This window comes from Streptomyces sp. NPDC043878 (assembly GCF_056435735.1).
In genome coordinates this window covers 105,753-124,278 of record NZ_JBWKDW010000008.1, presented here as the reverse complement: position 1 = coordinate 124,278, position 18,526 = coordinate 105,753, and the positions used below count along the sequence as shown (strand labels likewise).

At 72.0% G+C, this 18,526-nt stretch carries 16 protein-coding genes; 14 read left to right on the top strand and 2 right to left on the bottom strand.

Features of this window, described 5'->3' with window-relative positions; all coding sequences use genetic code 11:
• Positions 1-116: 116 nt before the first annotated feature.
• Entirely contained in the window at positions 117-617 is a 501-nt protein-coding gene (gene bldD / locus AC07AZ_RS13650; protein ID WP_478847111.1) for a transcriptional regulator BldD, read from the bottom strand.
• Between the two features lie 242 nt (positions 618-859).
• Between bldD and pyrR the strand changes: the two genes are divergently transcribed.
• The 14 genes from pyrR (at position 860) to AC07AZ_RS13580 (ending at position 17,620) form a co-directional block, all read left to right on the top strand.
• The gene (gene pyrR / locus AC07AZ_RS13645) at positions 860-1,459 is read left to right on the top strand and encodes a bifunctional pyr operon transcriptional regulator/uracil phosphoribosyltransferase PyrR (protein WP_478847107.1); all 600 of its coding nucleotides are present in this window, start codon (positions 860-862) and stop codon (positions 1,457-1,459) included.
• Between the two features lie 110 nt (positions 1,460-1,569).
• Entirely contained in the window at positions 1,570-2,565 is a 996-nt protein-coding gene (locus AC07AZ_RS13640; protein ID WP_478847105.1) for an aspartate carbamoyltransferase catalytic subunit, read from the top strand.
• Positions 2,566-2,570: 5 nt separating this feature from the next.
• Positions 2,571-3,857: a dihydroorotase gene (locus tag AC07AZ_RS13635; RefSeq protein ID WP_478847103.1), complete on the top strand. Its 1,287-nt coding sequence runs from the start codon at positions 2,571-2,573 to the stop codon at positions 3,855-3,857.
• Complete coding sequence (locus AC07AZ_RS13630; protein WP_478847101.1) at positions 3,854-4,477, top strand: PH-like domain-containing protein; 624 nt, start codon at positions 3,854-3,856, stop codon at positions 4,475-4,477. The genes AC07AZ_RS13635 and AC07AZ_RS13630 overlap by 4 nt, the downstream gene beginning before the upstream one ends.
• Positions 4,474-5,631 carry a glutamine-hydrolyzing carbamoyl-phosphate synthase small subunit gene (gene carA, locus AC07AZ_RS13625; protein WP_478847099.1) on the top strand — a complete coding sequence of 386 codons (1,158 nt, stop codon included), beginning with the start codon at positions 4,474-4,476 and terminating at the stop codon, positions 5,629-5,631. Before AC07AZ_RS13630 ends, carA begins: the two co-directional genes overlap by 4 nt.
• The gene (carB, locus tag AC07AZ_RS13620; RefSeq protein ID WP_478847097.1) at positions 5,624-8,932 is read left to right on the top strand and encodes a carbamoyl-phosphate synthase large subunit; all 3,309 of its coding nucleotides are present in this window, start codon (positions 5,624-5,626) and stop codon (positions 8,930-8,932) included. The genes carA and carB overlap by 8 nt, the downstream gene beginning before the upstream one ends.
• Before the next feature lie 72 nt (positions 8,933-9,004).
• On the top strand, positions 9,005-10,111 hold the full coding sequence (locus tag AC07AZ_RS13615) for a quinone-dependent dihydroorotate dehydrogenase (RefSeq protein ID WP_478847095.1): 1,107 nt from the start codon (positions 9,005-9,007) through the stop codon (positions 10,109-10,111).
• On the top strand, positions 10,108-10,953 hold the full coding sequence (pyrF, locus tag AC07AZ_RS13610) for an orotidine-5'-phosphate decarboxylase (RefSeq protein ID WP_478847093.1): 846 nt from the start codon (positions 10,108-10,110) through the stop codon (positions 10,951-10,953). Before AC07AZ_RS13615 ends, pyrF begins: the two co-directional genes overlap by 4 nt.
• 298 nt (positions 10,954-11,251) lie before the next feature.
• Entirely contained in the window at positions 11,252-11,575 is a 324-nt protein-coding gene (locus AC07AZ_RS13605) for an integration host factor (protein WP_003977346.1), read from the top strand.
• Positions 11,576-11,635: 60 nt separating this feature from the next.
• A complete protein-coding gene (gene gmk / locus AC07AZ_RS13600) occupies positions 11,636-12,193 on the top strand; it encodes a guanylate kinase (RefSeq protein WP_478847091.1) in 558 nt (185 codons plus the stop codon).
• A 38-nt stretch (positions 12,194-12,231) separates the two neighbouring features.
• Positions 12,232-12,504, top strand: a complete 273-nt coding sequence (gene rpoZ, locus AC07AZ_RS13595; RefSeq protein ID WP_028814064.1) for a DNA-directed RNA polymerase subunit omega — start codon at positions 12,232-12,234, stop codon at positions 12,502-12,504.
• 129 nt (positions 12,505-12,633) lie between these two features.
• On the top strand, positions 12,634-13,836 hold the full coding sequence (coaBC, locus tag AC07AZ_RS13590) for a bifunctional phosphopantothenoylcysteine decarboxylase/phosphopantothenate--cysteine ligase CoaBC (RefSeq protein WP_478847089.1): 1,203 nt from the start codon (positions 12,634-12,636) through the stop codon (positions 13,834-13,836).
• A 238-nt stretch (positions 13,837-14,074) separates the two neighbouring features.
• Positions 14,075-15,283, top strand: a complete 1,209-nt coding sequence (metK, locus tag AC07AZ_RS13585; protein WP_478847087.1) for a methionine adenosyltransferase — start codon at positions 14,075-14,077, stop codon at positions 15,281-15,283.
• A 186-nt stretch (positions 15,284-15,469) separates the two neighbouring features.
• Positions 15,470-17,620 (top strand): primosomal protein N', encoded by a 2,151-nt coding sequence (locus AC07AZ_RS13580; RefSeq protein ID WP_478847085.1) that lies wholly within the window; start codon positions 15,470-15,472, stop codon positions 17,618-17,620.
• 89 nt (positions 17,621-17,709) lie between these two features.
• Here AC07AZ_RS13580 and AC07AZ_RS13575 read toward each other — a convergent pair whose 3' ends face one another.
• Positions 17,710-18,288: a hypothetical protein gene (locus tag AC07AZ_RS13575; protein WP_478847083.1), complete on the bottom strand. Its 579-nt coding sequence runs from the start codon at positions 18,286-18,288 to the stop codon at positions 17,710-17,712.
• Positions 18,289-18,526: the final 238 nt, after the last annotated feature.

The following is an 18,526-nucleotide window of genomic DNA, read 5'->3' as shown; positions in this document are numbered from 1 at the left end:
CCCACCACCCGCCCCCCCACCCCCCCCCCCCCCCCCCCCCCCCCCCCCCCCCCCCCCCCCCCCCCCCCCCCCCCCCCCCCCCCCCCCCGGCACGTTTCTGCTGGAGCGGTGAGCGGTCAGTTCTCCTCGTGGGCGACCGCGCGGCGGGCGTCCGCGTCGAGCACACCCCAGTTGATCAGCTGCTCGGTGAGGACCGAGGGCGACTGGTCGTAGATGACGGCGAGTGTGCGCAGGTCGTCCTGGCGGATCGAGAGCACCTTGCCGTTGTAGTCACCGCGCTGGGACTGGATCGTCGCCGCGTACCGCTGGAGGGGGCCCGCCTTCTCGGCCGGCACGTGAGCCAGCCGCTCCAGGTCGAGCACCAGCTTCGGCGGCGGCTCGGCGGCTCCGCCCGGAGTGGTGCCCGGCAGCAGCTCCTGCACGGGGACCCCGTAGAAATCCGCCAGTTCGGCGAGCCGCTGCACGGTCACGGCGCGGTCGCCGCGCTCGTAGGACCCGACCACGACCGCCTTCCAGCGTCCCTGGGACTTCTCCTCGACACCGTGGAGGGAAAGGCCCTGCTGGGTGCGGATGGCCCGGAGCTTGGCCCCGAGCTGCTTGGCGTATTCGCTGGACATATAGCTCCCCGGACACTGTGACTACGCGGCCAGGCCGCGCGGCTGGTAACTCACTGTGAGGTTACGCAGCGTTACACTCCTGCGTCAAGCCGAAGGGTCCGCACCGGCTCTCCCTCGCCGGCGGTGGCCGATTACGCCAGAGGGGTGATCGGGGCCGTCGACCCGGCCTGCTAACGTGGGTGGCGCAAATCCGACGTCCTTTAAGGTCCGTCCCGTGAGGCGGAGAAGGAGGTCCGTTTCACATGGACACGCACGACACGCAGGAAACGCACGGCACCCGTCAGTCCGACGCCAGGCCCGTCCTCGAGGCCCCGGACATCGCACGGGTCCTGACCCGCATCGCCCACGAGATCGTGGAGCGCGCCAAGGGCGCCGACGACGTGGTGCTTCTCGGCATTCCGACCCGGGGCGTCCATCTCGCCCAGCGGCTCGCCGCCAAGCTCCAGCAGATCACCGACCGCGCCATCCCGGTGGGCTCCCTCGACATCACCATGTACCGCGACGACCTGCGCATGCACCCGCCGCGCGCGCTGGCCCGCACCGAGATCCCCGCTGACGGCGTCGACGGCAGACTGGTCGTCCTCGTCGACGACGTGCTCTTCTCCGGCCGCACCATCCGTGCCGCCCTCGACGCCCTCGGCGACATCGGGCGCCCCCGCGCGGTCCAGCTCGCGGTCCTGGTGGACCGCGGTCACCGCGAACTGCCCATCCGCGCCGACTACGTCGGCAAGAACCTCCCCACGTCACTGCGGGAGACGGTCAAGGTCCAGCTCGCCGAGGAGGACGGTCGCGACACCGTGCTGCTCGGCGTCCAGCAGACCGCCCCGGCGCGCGAGCAGTAGCAGCGCTCAGCCGTCCGTCGCCGAGTGCTGCGCCCCCGCACGCCCGGCAGTGCCTCCGGGGCTCCCGGCCCCCCGTGTCCCCACCTGAACTGCCTTACGGAGCCTGACAGATGCAGCGTCATCTCATCTCGGCCGCCGACCTCACCCGCGACGACGCCGTCCTGATCCTCGACACCGCCGAGGAGATGGCCCGGGTCGCCGACCGGCCGATCAAGAAACTGCCGACCCTGCGCGGCCGTACCGTCGTCAACCTGTTCTTCGAGGACTCCACCCGCACCCGCATCTCCTTCGAGGCCGCCGAGAAGCGGCTGTCCGCGGACGTCATCAACTTCAGCGCCAAGGGCTCCAGCGTCTCCAAGGGCGAGTCCCTCAAGGACACCGCGCAGACCCTGGAGGCGATGGGCGTCGACGCGGTGGTGATCCGGCACGGCGCCTCCGGGGCCCCCTACCGGCTCGCCACCTCCGGATGGGTGGACGCCGCCGTCATCAACGCCGGCGACGGCACCCACCAGCACCCCACGCAGGCCCTGCTCGACGCCTTCACCATGCGGCGCCGCCTGGTCGGCCGGGACGCCGGGCTCGGCAACGACCTGGCGGGCAAGCGCATCACGATCGTCGGCGACGTCCTGCACAGCCGGGTCGCCCGCTCCAACGTCGACCTGCTGCACACCCTCGGCGCCGAGGTCACCCTCGTCGCGCCGCCGACCCTGGTGCCGGTCGGCATCGGGTCCTGGCCGTGCGAGGTGTCCTACGACCTGGACAGCACGCTGCCGAAGTCGGACGCCGTGATGATGCTGCGGGTCCAGCGCGAGCGGATGAACGCGGCCTTCTTCCCCACCGAGCGCGAGTACTCGCGCCGCTACGGCCTCGACGGCGACCGCATGGCGCGGATGCCCGAGCACGCCATCGTGATGCACCCCGGCCCGATGGTCCGGGGCATGGAGATCACCGCCGAGGTCGCCGACTCCGACCGCTGCACCGTCCTCGAGCAGGTCGCCAACGGCGTCTCCATCCGGATGGCCGTGCTCTACCTGCTCCTGGGGGGCGCCGTGTTCGACGCGAAGAACGCTCCCGCCGTCAGCCACACCCGTATCGAGGAGAAGTAGGAAAGATGAGCAAGATCCTGATCCGGGGCGCGAGGGTGCTCGGCGGCGAGCCGCAGGACGTGCTGATCGACGGCGCGGAGATCGCGGCCGTCGGCGGCCGTCTGGCGGCCGAGGGCGCCGAGGTCGTCGAGGCCGGCGGCAAGGTCCTCCTGCCGGGCCTGGTCGACCTGCACACCCACCTGCGCGAGCCCGGCCGCGAGGACTCCGAGACCGTTCTGACCGGCACCCGCGCGGCCGCCTCCGGCGGTTTCACCGCGGTGTTCGCGATGGCCAACACCTTCCCCGTGGCCGACACCGCGGGAGTCGTCGAGCAGGTCTACCGGCTCGGCCGGGAGCACGGCTACTGCGACGTCCAGCCCATCGGCGCGGTCACCGTCGGCCTGGAGGGCAGGAAACTCGCCGAGCTGGGCGCCATGCACGAGTCGGCGGCCGGTGTCACCGTCTTCTCCGACGACGGCAAGTGCGTGGACGACGCCGTGATGATGCGGCGGGCCCTGGAGTACGTGAAGGCGTTCGGCGGAGTCGTCGCCCAGCACGCCCAGGAGCCGCGGCTCACCGAGGGCGCCCAGATGAACGAGGGCGTCGTCTCCGCCGAGCTCGGGCTCGGGGGCTGGCCCGCGGTGGCCGAGGAGTCGATCATCGCCCGGGACGTCCTGCTCGCCGAGCACGTCGGCTCCCGCGTCCACATCTGCCACCTCTCGACCGCCGGCTCCGTCGAGATCGTCCGCTGGGCCAAGTCCCGCGGCATCGACGTCACCGCCGAGGTCACCCCGCACCACCTCCTGCTCACCGACGAGCTGGTGCGCTCGTACAACCCGGTCTACAAGGTGAACCCGCCGCTGCGCACCGAGCGGGACGTGCACGCCCTGCGCGAGGCGCTCGCCGACGGCACGATCGACATCGTCGCCACCGACCACGCCCCGCACCCGCACGAGGACAAGGACTGCGAGTGGGCCGCGGCCGCCATGGGCATGGTCGGGCTGGAGACCGCCCTCTCGGTGGTCCAGGCGACGATGGTCGACACCGGCCTGCTCGACTGGGCCGGCGTCGCCGACCGCATGTCCGCGGCGCCCGCGCGCATCGGCCGGGCGAGCGGCCACGGCCGGCCCGTCTCGGCAGGTGAGCCCGCCAACCTGGTCCTCGTCGACACGGAATACCGTGGGGCGGTGGACCCCGCGGGCTTCGCCTCGCGCAGCCGCAACACTCCCTACGAGGGCCGCGAGCTGCCGGGCCGGGTCAGCCACACCTGGCTGCGGGGCAAGGCCACGCTCGTCGACGGGAAACTCACGTGACACCTGTAATCCTGCTGGCCGCCGAGAAGAAGTCGGCCGAGGTCACCGACTGGGCCGCCCGCGTCGGCTGGCTCGTCGGGCTCGCCCTCTTCGTCGCGCTCGTCTACTGGCTGATGCGCGAGGGCTGGAAGTGGCGCGGCACGCTCCAGGGCGACCTGCCGGAGCTGCCCGCCCGCCCGTCTCCCGCCACCACCCTCAACGGAGGCGGCGAGCCGCCGCTGCCTGGAATGCCGGAGGACCCCGGCCCGGCGAGACTGACCCTGAGCGGCCGCTACCACGGCTCCACCACCGCCGGGCAGTGGCTGGACCGCATCGTGGCGCACGGCCTCGGCAGCCGCAGCCGGGTCGAGCTCACGCTGACGGACGCGGGACTGGACGTCGTACGCCCCGGCGCGAACGACTTCTTCGTTCCCCGCGCCGCGCTGCGCGGGGCCCGGCTCGACAAGGGCATCGCGGGCAAGGTCCTCACCGAGGGCGGCCTGCTCGTCGTCACCTGGGCCCACGGTGACCGGCTGATCGACTCCGGGTTCCGCTCGGACCGGGCGGCCGAGCACCACGCGTGGGTCGAAGCCCTCAACTCCATGACCGAAACAACCACCACGGAAGGCGCCGAACGATGACGACCTCCAAGCAGGGGAACGCCTCGCAGAGGAAAGAGGCGCTTCCCGCCGTACTCGTCCTGGAGGACGGCCGGATCTTCCGGGGCCGCTCCTACGGGGCGGTGGGGGAGACCTTCGGCGAGGCCGTGTTCTCCACCGGGATGACCGGCTACCAGGAGACGCTGACCGACCCGTCGTACCACCGGCAGGTCGTGGTGATGACCGCGCCGCACGTCGGCAACACCGGCGTCAACGACGAGGACCCCGAGTCCCGGCGGATCTGGGTCGCCGGCTACGTCGTGCGCGACCCCGCGCGCGTGACCTCCAACTGGCGCTCGCGCCGCTCCCTCGACGAGGAGCTGGACCGGCAGGGCGTCGTCGGGATCTCCGGCATCGACACCCGTGCGCTGACCCGGCACCTGCGCGAGCGCGGCGCGATGCGCGTCGGCGTCTTCTCCGGCAACGCGCTGCCCGACCAGGAGACCATGCTCGCGCGGGTGCGCCAGGCCCCCGAGATGCAGGGCGCCGACCTGGCGGCGGAGGTCTCCACCGAGGAGACGTACGTCGTCCCGGCGATCGGCGAGCGGAAGTTCACCGTCGCCGCCCTCGACCTCGGCATCAAGGGCATGACCCCGCACCGGATGGCCGAGCGGGGCATCGAGGTGCACGTGCTGCCCGCCACGGCGAGCGTCGAGGACGTGTACGCCGCGAACCCCGACGGCGTGTTCTTCTCCAACGGCCCCGGCGACCCGGCCACCGCCGACCACCCGGTCGCCGTCATGCGGGCGGTGCTGGAGCGTGGTACGCCGCTGTTCGGCATCTGCTTCGGCAACCAGATCCTCGGACGGGCGCTGGGCTTCGGCACGTACAAGCTGAAGTACGGCCACCGGGGCATCAACCAGCCGGTGCAGGACCGCACGACCGGCAAGGTCGAGGTCACCGCGCACAACCACGGCTTCGCCGTCGACGCCCCGCTCGACACGGTGTCCGACACCCCCTTCGGGCGCGCCGAGGTCTCCCACGTCTGCCTCAACGACGACGTGGTGGAGGGCCTGCGGCTGCTCGACCGGCCGGCCTTCAGCGTCCAGTACCACCCAGAAGCGGCAGCGGGCCCGCACGACGCCGCCTACCTGTTCGACCGCTTCGTCTCCCTGATGGAGGGCCAGCGTGCCTAAGCGCTCCGACATCCAGTCCGTCCTGGTCATCGGCTCCGGCCCGATCGTCATCGGCCAGGCCGCCGAGTTCGACTACTCCGGCACCCAGGCCTGCCGCGTCCTGCGCGCCGAGGGCCTCAGGGTGATCCTGGTCAACTCCAACCCGGCGACGATCATGACCGACCCGGAGATCGCCGACGCGACCTACGTCGAGCCGATCACCCCGGAGTTCGTCGAGAAGATCATCGCCAAGGAGCGGCCCGACGCGCTGCTGCCCACGCTCGGCGGCCAGACCGCCCTCAACACCGCGATCTCCATGCACGAGCAGGGTGTGCTGGAGAAGTACGGGGTGGAGCTGATCGGCGCCAACGTCGAGGCGATCCACAAGGGCGAGGACCGCGACCTGTTCAAGGGCGTCGTGGAGGCCGTGCGCGAGAAGATCGGGCACGGCGAGTCCGCCCGGTCGGTCATCTGCCACTCCATGGACGACGTGCTCGCGGGCGTCGAGACGCTCGGCGGCTACCCCGTCGTCGTCCGGCCCTCCTTCACCATGGGCGGCGCCGGCTCCGGCTTCGCCCACGACGAGGAGGAGCTGCGCCGCATCGCCGGCCAGGGCCTCACGCTCTCCCCGACCACCGAGGTGCTCCTGGAGGAGTCCATCCTCGGCTGGAAGGAGTACGAGCTGGAGCTGATGCGCGACAGGAACGACAACGTCGTGGTCGTGTGCTCCATCGAGAACTTCGACCCGATGGGCGTGCACACCGGCGACTCGATCACCGTCGCGCCGGCCATGACGCTGACCGACCGCGAGTACCAGCGCCTGCGGGACATCGGCATCGCGATCATCCGCGAGGTCGGCGTCGACACCGGCGGCTGCAACATCCAGTTCGCCGTCGACCCGGCCGACGGCCGGATCATCGTCATCGAGATGAACCCGCGGGTCTCGCGCTCCTCGGCCCTGGCGTCGAAGGCGACCGGCTTCCCCATCGCCAAGATCGCCGCCAAGCTGGCCGTCGGCTACACCCTCGACGAGATCCCCAACGACATCACGGAGAAGACCCCGGCGTCTTTCGAGCCGACCCTCGACTACGTGGTCGTCAAGGCCCCGCGGTTCGCCTTCGAGAAGTTCCCGTCGGCGGACTCCACCCTCACCACCACCATGAAGTCGGTCGGTGAGGCCATGGCGATCGGCCGCAACTTCACCGAGGCACTGCAGAAGGCGCTGCGCTCGCTGGAGAAGAAGGGCAGCCAGTTCACCTTCGTCGGCGAGCCGGGTGACAAGGACGAGCTGCTGGCGCTGGCCGTCCGGCCGACCGACGGCCGGATCAACACCGTCATGCAGGCCATCCGCGCGGGCGCGACCCAGGAGGAGGTCTTCGAGTCCACGAGGATCGACCCGTGGTTCGTCGACCAGATGTTCCTGATCAAGGAGACCGCCGACGCGCTGGCCGAGGCGCCCGAGCTGACCGCGGCCCTGCTGGCCGAGGCCAAGCGGCACGGCTTCTCCGACCAGCAGGTCGGCGAGATCCGCGGGCTGCGCGAGGACGTCGTCCGCGAGGTGCGGCACGCGCTGGGCATCCGCCCGGTCTACAAGACGGTCGACACCTGCGCCGCCGAGTTCGCCGCGAAGACGCCGTACTTCTACTCCTCCTACGACGAGGAGAGCGAGGTCGCGCCCCGCGAGAAGCCCGCGGTGATCATCCTGGGCTCCGGCCCCAACCGCATCGGCCAGGGCATCGAGTTCGACTACTCCTGCGTCCACGCCTCCTTCGCGCTGAGCGACGCCGGGTACGAGACGGTGATGGTCAACTGCAACCCGGAGACCGTCTCCACCGACTACGACACCTCCGACCGCCTGTACTTCGAGCCGCTCACGCTGGAAGACGTGCTGGAGATCGTGCACGCGGAGGCGCAGGCCGGTCCGATCGCCGGTGTGGTGGTGCAGCTCGGCGGGCAGACCCCGCTGGGCCTCGCGCAGGCGCTGAAGGACAACGGCGTGCCGGTCGTCGGCACCCCGCCCGAGGCGATCCACGCCGCCGAGGACCGCGGCGCCTTCGGCCAGGTGCTGGCCGAGGCGGGTCTGCCGGCCCCCAAGCACGGCACCGCGACCACCTTCGCCGGCGCCAAGGCCATCGCCGACGAGATCGGCTACCCGGTGCTCGTGCGGCCGTCGTACGTGCTCGGCGGACGCGGCATGGAGATCGTCTACGACGAGACCCGCCTGGAGTCCTACATCGCGGAGTCCACCGAGATCAGCCCCTCCCGGCCGGTGCTGGTGGACCGCTTCCTCGACGACGCCATCGAGATCGACGTCGACGCCCTGTACGACGGCGAGGAGCTGTACCTCGGCGGTGTCATGGAGCACATCGAGGAGGCCGGCATCCACTCCGGCGACTCGGCGTGCGCCCTGCCGCCGATCACCCTCGGCGGCTTCGACATCAAGCGCCTGCGCGCCTCCACCGAGGCCATCGCCCGCGGGGTAGGGGTCCGTGGGCTGATCAACATCCAGTTCGCCATGGCGGGCGACATCCTCTACGTCCTGGAGGCCAACCCGCGCGCCTCCCGCACCGTCCCCTTCACCTCGAAGGCGACCGCGGTGCCGCTGGCCAAGGCCGCCGCCCGCATCTCGCTGGGCGCGACCGTCGCCGAACTGCGCGCCGAGGGGCTGCTGCCGGCCCACGGCGACGGCGGCGAACTCCCGCTCGACGCGCCGATCTCCGTCAAGGAGGCGGTCATGCCGTGGTCGCGCTTCCGCGACATCTACGGCCGGGGCGTCGACACCGTGCTGGGCCCGGAGATGCGCTCGACCGGCGAGGTCATGGGCATCGACTCCGTCTTCGGCACGGCGTACGCCAAGTCGCAGGCGGGCGCCTACGGTCCGCTGCCCACCAAGGGCCGGGCGTTCATCTCGGTCGCCAACCGGGACAAGCGCTCGATGATCTTCCCGGCGCGGGAACTGGTCGCCCACGGCTTCGAACTCCTCGCCACCTCCGGCACGGCCGAGGTCCTCAAGCGCAACGGCATCAACGCCACCGTGGTGCGCAAGCAGTCCGAGGGCATCGGCCCGAACGGCGAGCGGACCATCGTCCAGCTGATCCACGACGGCGAGGTCGACCTCATCGTCAACACCCCCTACGGCACCGGTGGCCGCCTCGACGGCTACGAGATCCGTACGGCGGCCGTGGCGCGCTCCGTGCCGTGTCTGACGACCGTGCAGGCGCTCGCCGCGGCCGTCCAGGGCATCGACGCCCTCAACCACGGTGACGTGGGCGTCCGTTCACTCCAGGAACACGCACAACACCTGACCGCGGCCCGCGACTAGCCGACAGGGGGACACCGGAAACGGTGTCCCCCTCTTCATGAGGTCACCGAGGACTTCAAGAGGGACACCGAGATGTACAAACTCTTCTTCCGTCTGGTCTTCCAGCGCATGGACCCCGAGCAGGCCCATCACCTGGCCTTCCGCTGGATCCGGCTCGCCGTCCGCGTGCCCGTGCTGCGCACGTTCGTCGCGGCCGCGCTGGCGCCCCGTCACAAGGAGTTGCGCACCGAGGCCTTCGGGCTGCGCATGCACGGCCCGTTCGGGCTCGCCGCCGGGTTCGACAAGAACGCGGTCGCCGTCGACGGCATGTCGATGCTGGGCTTCCACCACGTCGAGATCGGCACGGTCACGGGGGAGGCGCAGCCGGGCAACCCCCGCAAGCGGCTGTTCCGGCTCGTCGCCGACCGGGCGCTGATCAACCGCATGGGCTTCAACAACGAGGGCTCGCTGGCCGTCGCCGCGCGGCTGGCGTCCCGCACGCCGGTCTTCCGGACCGTCGTGGGCGTCAACATCGGCAAGACCAAGGCCGTACCGGAGGCCGAGGCCACCGCGGACTACGTGAAGTCGGCCGAGCGGCTGGCGCCGTACGCCGACTACCTCGTCGTCAACGTCTCCTCCCCGAACACGCCCGGTCTGCGCGACCTCCAGGCGACCGAGGCGCTGCGCCCCCTGCTCACCGCCGTGCGCGAGGCCGCCGACCGCAGCGTCACCACGCGCCGGGTCCCCCTCCTGGTGAAGATCGCCCCGGACCTCGCGGACGAGGACGTCGACGCCGTCGCCGACCTCGCCGTCGAACTGGGCCTGGACGGGATCATCGCCACCAACACCACCATCGCGCGCGAGGGGCTCGGCCTGAGGTCAGCGCCCGCGCTGGTCAAGGAGGCCGGCGGACTGTCCGGCGCCCCGCTCAAGGCCCGCTCCCTGGAGGTGCTGCGCCGCCTCTACGCGCGCGTGGGCGACCGGATCACCCTGGTGGGCGTCGGCGGCATCGAGAACGCCGAGGACGCCTGGCAGCGCATCCTGGCCGGCGCCACGCTGGTCCAGGGCTACAGCGCGTTCGTCTACGAGGGCCCCTTCTGGAGCCGCGCCCTGCACAAGGGTCTCGCCGCCCGCCTCCGTACGAGCCCGTACGCCACCCTCGCCGACGCGGTCGGCGCCGACGCAAGGAAGACGGCATGACGGTTCTGGAACCCTTCGGCGCCCGGCTGCGCCGCGCCATGGACGAGCGCGGCCCGCTGTGCGTCGGCATCGATCCGCACGCGTCCCTGCTCACCGAGTGGGGCCTGAACGACGACGTCGCCGGGCTGGAGCGCTTCAGCCGCACCGTGGTCGAGGCGACGGCCGACCGGGTCGCCGTCCTGAAGCCGCAGAGCGCGTTCTTCGAGCGGTTCGGCTCGCGCGGTGTCGCCGTCCTGGAGCGGACGGTCGCCGACGCCCGGGCGGCCGGGGCGCTGGTCGTGATGGACGCCAAGCGCGGCGACATCGGCTCGACCATGGCCGCCTACGCCGAGTCCTTCCTGCACAAGGACTCCCCGCTGTTCTCGGACGCCCTGACCGTCTCGCCCTACCTCGGCTACGGGTCGCTGTCCCCGGCCGTCACCCTGGCGCGGGAGAGCGGGGCCGGCCTGTTCGTCCTGGCGCTCACCTCCAACCCGGAGGGCGGCGAGGTGCAGCACGCGGTCCGCGAGGACGGCCGGACCGTGGGAGCGACGATGCTGGCGCACCTGGCCGCCGAGAACGCGGGGGAGGAGCCCCTGGGTTCCTTCGGCGCGGTCGTCGGGGCCACGCTCGGCGACCTGTCGTCCTACGACCTCGACATCGCCGGGCCGCTCCTGGCCCCTGGTATCGGGGCCCAGGGGGCGACGCCCGCCGACCTTCCGGCGGTCTTCGGGCGGGCGGTGCGCAACGTCGTGCCCAACGTCAGCCGGGGGGTCCTGCGGCACGGTCCCGACGTCGGCGCGCTGCGCGGGGCCGCGGAGCGCTTCGCGACGGAGATCCGTGTCGCGCTGGCGGCGGTCTGAGGCTCTCGTGACGGTCGTCGCAGGTGTTCGAATCGGTCGCTCGAGTCCTCCGATGAGTGGCTCGAAGCCGACTTGAGTCTGAATACATTCTCAAATTCGGGGCAGTATGTCGGAAATGTCCGCCCTCGCAGAGGCTGACCAGGACTTTTCCGCTGTTCTCGCTGACTCCGGCGGACTTGCCCGCTAGTCTCCGACGAGAGTGACGGGCGAGCGTGTTGCTCGTGGCTCCCCAGGTGTGGGGCGACTAGGTTCCTCACCGGTTCCGTATCCGACAGTCAACATCCGAGGTGACGTAGGCGTGGCTCTTCCGCCCCTTACCCCTGAACAGCGCGCAGCCGCGCTCGAGAAGGCCGCCGCGGCTCGCCGGGAGCGGGCCGAGGTCAAGAATCGACTCAAGCACTCCGGTGCCTCCCTGCACGAGGTCATCAAGCAGGGCCAGGAGAACGACGTCATCGGCAAGATGAAGGTCTCCGCCCTGCTCGAGTCCCTCCCCGGCGTGGGCAAGGTCCGCGCCAAGCAGATCATGGAGCGTCTCGGTATCTCCGAGAGCCGCCGCGTGCGTGGTCTCGGTTCCAACCAGATCGCCTCCCTGGAGCGCGAGTTCGGCAGCACCGGTTCCTGAGTCCCGGACGCTCCGGGCAGGGAGTGCCGGGCACCCCGGGATTGCTGGAATAATCGCTGCATGAGTGAACGTCCGCGGCTGACCGTGCTCTCCGGCCCCTCCGGGGTCGGCAAGAGCACGGTCGTCGCTCATATGCGCAAGGAACACCCCGAGGTCTGGCTCTCGGTGTCGGCGACGACCCGAAGGCCCCGCCCCGGTGAGAAGCACGGCGTCCACTACTTCTTCGTCAGTGACGAGGAGATGGACAAGCTGATCGCCAACGGCGAGCTGCTGGAGTGGGCGGAGTTCGCCGGCAACCGCTACGGCACGCCGCGTGCGGCCGTGCTGGAACATCTGGAGACGGGGGTCCCCGTGCTCCTGGAGATCGACCTCCAGGGTGCCCGGCAGGTCCGCGAGTCCATGCCGGAGGCCCAGCTGGTGTTCCTGGCTCCTCCCTCCTGGGAGGAGCTCGTGCGCAGGCTCACGGGCCGGGGCACCGAACCGCCCGAGGTGATCGAGCGTCGGCTGGAGGCGGCGAAGATCGAACTGGCCGCCGAGCCGGAGTTCGACGTGACCCTGGTCAACACCTCCGTCGAGGATGTGGCGCGCGAGCTGCTAGCCTTGATGGAAGTTGTGTGATCATGACTGATCTTTTCCCATCCATCGGAAGGTAGAGCGTGTCCTCTTCCATCTCCACGCCCGAGGGCATCATCAACCCGCCGATCGACGAGCTCCTCGAGGCAACCGACTCGAAGTACAGCCTCGTGATCTACGCGGCCAAGCGTGCCCGCCAGATCAACGCGTACTACTCGCAGCTCGGTGAGGGTCTCCTCGAATACGTCGGTCCGCTCGTCGACACCCACGTGCACGAGAAGCCGCTCTCGATCGCCCTGCGCGAGATCAACGCTGGTCTGCTGACGTCCGAGGCCATTGAGGGCCCGGCTCAGTAGTATTTTCGGTTTGCAGTGGGTTTTTCCACAGGCCCGGCAGCGCGACTGCCGGGCCTGTGGTGTGTGATGGGAGTCGTACGCCGGGAGCCATGGCGTGCCGGTGACAAGTGGCGGGGAGGCAGAGGTCCGGTGGACAAGCCGAAGGTCGTACTGGGGGTCAGCGGTGGCATCGCCGCCTACAAGGCATGTGAGCTGCTGCGCAGACTGACGGAGTCGGGGCACGACGTCCGGGTCGTCCCCACCGCCTCGGCCCTCCACTTCGTCGGCGCGGCCACCTGGTCGGCCCTCTCCGGCAACCCCGTCTCCACCGAGGTCTGGGACGACGTCCACGAGGTCCCGCACGTGCGCATCGGCCAGCACGCCGACCTGGTCGTGGTCGCCCCGGCCACCGCGGACACCCTCGCCAGGGCGGCCCACGGCCTCGCCGACGACCTCCTCACGAACACCCTGCTCACCGCCCGCTGTCCGGTCGTCTTCGCGCCCGCCATGCACACCGAGATGTGGGAGCACCCGGCCACCCAGGACAACGTGGCGACGCTGCGCCGCCGGGGTGCCGTCGTGATCGAGCCCGCCGTCGGCCGTCTCACCGGCGTCGACACCGGCAAGGGCCGGCTGCCCGACCCCGCCGAGATCTTCGAGGTCTGCCGGCGTGTCCTGGCCCGCGGGGTTCGCGAGGCCGACCTCGCCGGACGGCATGTCGTGGTCAGCGCGGGCGGCACCCGCGAGCCGCTCGACCCGGTCCGCTTCCTCGGTAACCGCTCCTCCGGCAAGCAGGGCTACGCTCTCGCCCGGACCGCGGCCGCGCGGGGCGCCCGCGTCACGCTGATCGCGGCGAACACCGGCCTGCCGGACCCGGCGGGAGTGGACGTCGTCCCGGTCGGCACGGCGGTGCAGCTGCGCGAGGCGGTGCTCAAGGCGGCCCCCGACGCCGACGCCGTCGTCATGGCGGCCGCGGTCGCAGACTTCCGGCCGGCCACCTACGCCGGCGGCAAGATCAAGAAGAAGGACGGCCAGGACCCCGACCCCGTCGTGCTCGTACGCAATCCGGACATCCTCGCGGAGATCTCGGCCGACCGGGCCCGTCCGGCGCAGGTCGTCGTCGGCTTCGCCGCCGAGACCGACGACGTCCTGGCCAACGGCCGCACGAAGCTCGGGCGCAAGGGCTGCGATCTCCTCGTGGTCAACGAGGTGGGGGAGCGCAAGACCTTCGGCGCCGAGGAGAACGAGGCCGTGGTGCTGGGCGCCGACGGCAGCGAGACCCCGGTGCCGTACGGGCCCAAGGAAGCCCTGGCCGACATCGTGTGGGACCTGGTGGCCGAACGCCTGGTCTGAATGTTTCCGCCGTTTCACAGCTGCCCCGAACATCGCACTCGGGCGTGGCGCCCCTGGCCAATCCCGGGCGGGATTGGGCAGAATGCCCGTGCCGCAGGTCACAGCGCTCCCGAGAGGCGAGACAGCAGGGCCGGTGGCAGAGTGCGACCGATAAACTGTTCTCGGACGACCGCCGGGCGCAGCCCCCGTCACGTCCGCCCATGATCAGCCAGCAGCCGCTGCAACCCCAGGGAGCGTTGTGTCCCGTCGCCTGTTCACCTCGGAGTCCGTCACCGAGGGTCACCCCGACAAGATCGCTGACCAGATCAGCGACACCATTCTCGACGCGCTCCTGCGCGAGGACCCGACCTCACGGGTCGCCGTCGAGACCTTGATCACCACCGGCCTCGTGCACGTGGCCGGCGAGGTCACGACCAAGACCTACGCGGACATCGCGACCCTCGTCCGCAACAAGATCCTCGAGATCGGCTACGACTCCTCCAAGAAGGGCTTCGACGGCGCCTCCTGCGGAGTGTCGGTGTCGATCGGAGCCCAGTCCCCGGACATCGCGCAGGGTGTCGACACGGCGTACGAGAATCGCGTCGAGGGCGACGACGACGAGCTGGACCGTCAGGGCGCCGGTGACCAGGGCCTGATGTTCGGCTACGCGACGGACGAGACGCCGACGCTGATGCCGCTGCCGATCTTCCTCGCGCACCGCCTCGCGAACCGCCTGTCCGAGGTCCGCAAGAACGGCACCATCCCCTACCTGCGCCCCGACGGCAAGACGCAGGTCACCATCGAGTACGACGGCGACAAGGCCGTCCGGCTCGACACGGTCGTGGTCTCCTCCCAGCACGCCAGCGACATCGACCTGGAGTCGCTGCTCGCCCCGGACATCCGCGAGTTCGTCGTCGAGGCGGAGCTGAAGACGCTCCTCGACGAGGGCATCAAGCTGGACACCGAGGGCTACCGGCTGCTGGTCAACCCGACCGGCCGGTTCGAGATCGGCGGCCCGATGGGCGACGCGGGCCTGACCGGCCGCAAGATCATCATCGACACCTACGGCGGTATGGCCCGCCACGGCGGCGGCGCGTTCTCCGGCAAGGACCCGTCGAAGGTGGACCGTTCGGCCGCCTACGCGATGCGCTGGGTCGCCAAGAACGTGGTGGCCGCCGGCCTCGCCTCGCGCTGCGAGGTCCAGGTCGCCTACGCCATCGGCAAGGCCGAGCCGGTCGGCCTGTTCGTCGAGACCTTCGGCACCGCCAAGGTCGACACCGACCGCATCGAGAAGGCGATCGACGAGGTCTTCGACCTCCGCCCGGCCGCCATCATCCGCGACCTCGACCTGCTCCGCCCGATCTACGCCCAGACGGCCGCCTACGGCCACTTCGGCCGCGAGCTGCCCGACTTCACCTGGGAGCGCACCGACCGCGTCGACGCCCTGCGCAAGGCCGCCGGCCTGTAGGGCGAGCCTTCCCGACGACCGTACCGAGGCCCGGTTCCCCCTGCGGGAGCCGGGCCTCGGCATGTCCGCCGGGCGTTCCGAGCGTCCGGTCTCGGCACGTCCGCCCGCGTTCGGAACGTCCGGTCCCTCGCCGGTGGGGCGGCCGGACGCCGTCGGTTGTCAGTGCGGTTTGGTAAGAATGCAGGCGTGAGCAGCGAGAACGGGCCGGTGGACGGCGGGGCCGAGGGGGCGCCGCCCGAGCAGCTTGCGCTGATCCGTGACAGCCTGCGCAAGGCCGACGTGCCCCGGGCCAAACCGCGGACCTGGCGGGGGGCCGCGCTGGCCGCGCGGCTGCCGGTCGCGCGGGTGCTGGTCGACAAGGGCGTGCTCCACCTCGACCGCTACTTCGACTACGCCGTCCCCGAGGAACTCGACGCCGAGGCCCAGCCCGGGGTGCGCGTGCGGGTGCGGTTCGGGGCCGGACGCCACCGGGTGCGGGGCGGGCGGCGCGAGGGCGGCGGACTGATCGACGGGTTCCTCGTCGAGCGGCTCGCCGAGTCCGACTACGCGGGTCCGCTCGCCGCGCTGGCCCAGGTCGTGTCACCCGAACGGGTGCTGAGCGAGGAACTGCTCGGCCTGGCGCGGGCGGTCGCGGACCGGTACGCGGGCAGCCTCGCCGACGTGTTGCAACTGGCCGTACCGCCCCGCAGCGCGCGGGCCGAACAGCGGCCGTCCCCCGAGCCGCTGCCGCCGCCCGAGGCGCCCCAGGCGGGGTCCTGGGCGCGCTACGAGCGGGGGGCCGCGTTCCTGGAGTCCCTGGCCTCGGGCGGGTCGCCACGCGCCGTGTGGAACGCGCTGCCGGGGCCCGAGTGGAGCGAGGAGGTCGCCCGGGCCGTCGCGGCGACGCTGGCCTCCGGGCGCGGTGCGCTGGTCGTCCTGCCGGACGGCCGGGCGGTCGCCCGCGTCGACGCCGCGCTGGGCGCGCTGCTCGGGCCGGGGCGGCACGCGGTGCTGACCGCCGACGCCGGGCCCGAGAAGCGCTACCGGGAGTGGCTCGCCGTCAGCCGGGGGTCCGTCCGGGCGGTCGTGGGCACCCGGGCGGCGATGTTCGCCCCCGTGCGGGACCTCGGACTGCTCGTCCTGTGGGACGACGGCGACGACAGCCACAGCGAGCAGCACGCCCCGCAGCCGCACGCGCGCGAAGTGCTGCTGCTGCGGGCCGCGCAGGACATGTGCGGCTTCCTGCTGGGCAGTTGGAGCTGCACCGTGGAGGCCGCGCAGCTGGTGGAGAGCGGTTGGGCCCGGCCGCTGGTCGCCACCCGGGACCAGGTGCGCGCCGCCGCCCCGCTGGTCCGCACCGTCGGGGACGGCGATCTCGCGCGCGACGAGGCCGCCCGGGCCGCCCGGCTGCCCACCCTGGCCTGGCAGGCGGTCAGGGAGGGACTGAAGCACGGGCCCGTCCTCGTCCAGGTTCCCCGGCGGGGATACGTGCCGCGCATGGCCTGCGCCACCTGCCGGGCGCCCGCCCGCTGCCGGCACTGCGCCGGACCGTTGGAGGCCCCCGACGCCGGTGCGCTGCACTGCGGTTGGTGCGGGCGCGCGGAGGAGTCCTGGCACTGTCCGGAGTGCGGCGGCTTCCGGCTGCGGGCCCAGGTCGTGGGGGCCCGGCGCACCGCCGAGGAGCTGGGGCGGGCCTTCCCGGCGGTGCCGGTGCGGACCTCCGGGCGCGAGCACGTCCTGGACACCGTGCCGGGCACGCCCTCGCTGGTGGTGAGCACCCCGGGCGCCGAGCCGGTCGCCGAGGGCGGCTACGCGGCCGCGCTGCTGCTGGACGGCTGGGCGATGCTCGGCCGTCCCGATCTGCGCGCCGGGGAGGACGCGCTGCGGCGGTGGATCGGGGCGGCGGCCCTCGTCCGCCCGCAGGGCGCCGGGGGGACGGTGGTCGTCGTCGCCGAGCCCACCCTGCGGCCCGTGCAGGCCCTGGTGCGGTGGGACCCCGTCGGTCACGCCGTGCGGGAGCTGGCCGAGCGGGCCGAACTGGGCTTCCCGCCGGTGTCGCGGATGGCGGCCGTGGCGGGCCCGGTGGAGGCGGTCGGGGAGTTCCTCGCCACGCTGCGACTGCCCCCGCAGGCCGAGGTGCTCGGGCCGGTACCGGTGCCGGTCACCCGCGCGGGTCTGCCCCGGCGGGCCGGAGCACCGCCAGCCGGGGAGCGCTGGGAGCGAGCACTGATCCGTGTGCCACCGGGCCACGGCTCCGAGCTCGCGGCCGCGCTCAAGGGCGCGCAGGCGGCGCGGATGGCGCGGGGCGGGGTGGAGACGGCGGTACGGGTGCGGATCGATCCGCCGGACATCGGGTGAGGGGGGTACGGCGGCCGTAGGGGCCCGTGGCCGCGGACCTGCGGCTGCCCTCCCGTACGGATGTCCCGGGAGGGCAGGGGGTGGCGTCGTCAGCCGTTGCGGGGGCCGGGGAACGCGGTCGGCCTGGCCTCGTCGCGGAGGGCGGCGGGGGCGCCGGGCTCGCGGAGGGCGGGGGCGCCCGCGTCGCGGAGGGCGGGGCTGCCGGCTGTCGGCTGGGTCGGCATGGAGCGGGCGGCCGGGACCGTCGCCACCGTGGCGATGCCGGTGGTGACGCCGACCGTTTCCGGTGCCTCGACCTCCGTGGTCGCCGCCTGGGCCGCGGCACGGCGGGAGCCGTAACGGCGGTGGACCGCCTGCTTGGTGACTCCGAGGGCGGAGCCGACCGCGTCCCACGAGAAGCCGAGCGAGCGGTCGAAGTCCACGGCGGCCGTGACCAGGGTCTCGACGCTGTCCCGCAGCTCCTGGGCGAGACGGACGGTCGGGGCGGGGGCGCGTCCGTAGACGACGAAGCCCGTCGAGGGGCCGGAACGGCGCGGGCGGTAGACGTTGCCCAACTGGGCGGTGAGGGTGCGCAGTGCGTCCACCTGCCGGCGGACCCGCTCGATGTCGCGCACCAGCAAGTGCAGGCTGGCCCGAGCCTGGGCGTCGTGGGTTGCGTGGTCGGCCATGAACAAGCCTCTCGAACCGGCGATGAAAAGGATCGGGCCGCCCGAACGGGGCCCGCTGTGGTCAACTCCTTCTTGACCAACGCGTCTGTGCTCCGCTGGTCACGCAACGGGGGCGTATGGGCATTCGCGTACGCCCCCGGGCGTGGATCGCGCCTCGGCCGTCGGCCTCGGTCCACTTCCACCTTCGGCGGCCCACCGCCCGCGGCTCCCAGCCGCTGCTGGCGCCCGCCGCCCGCAG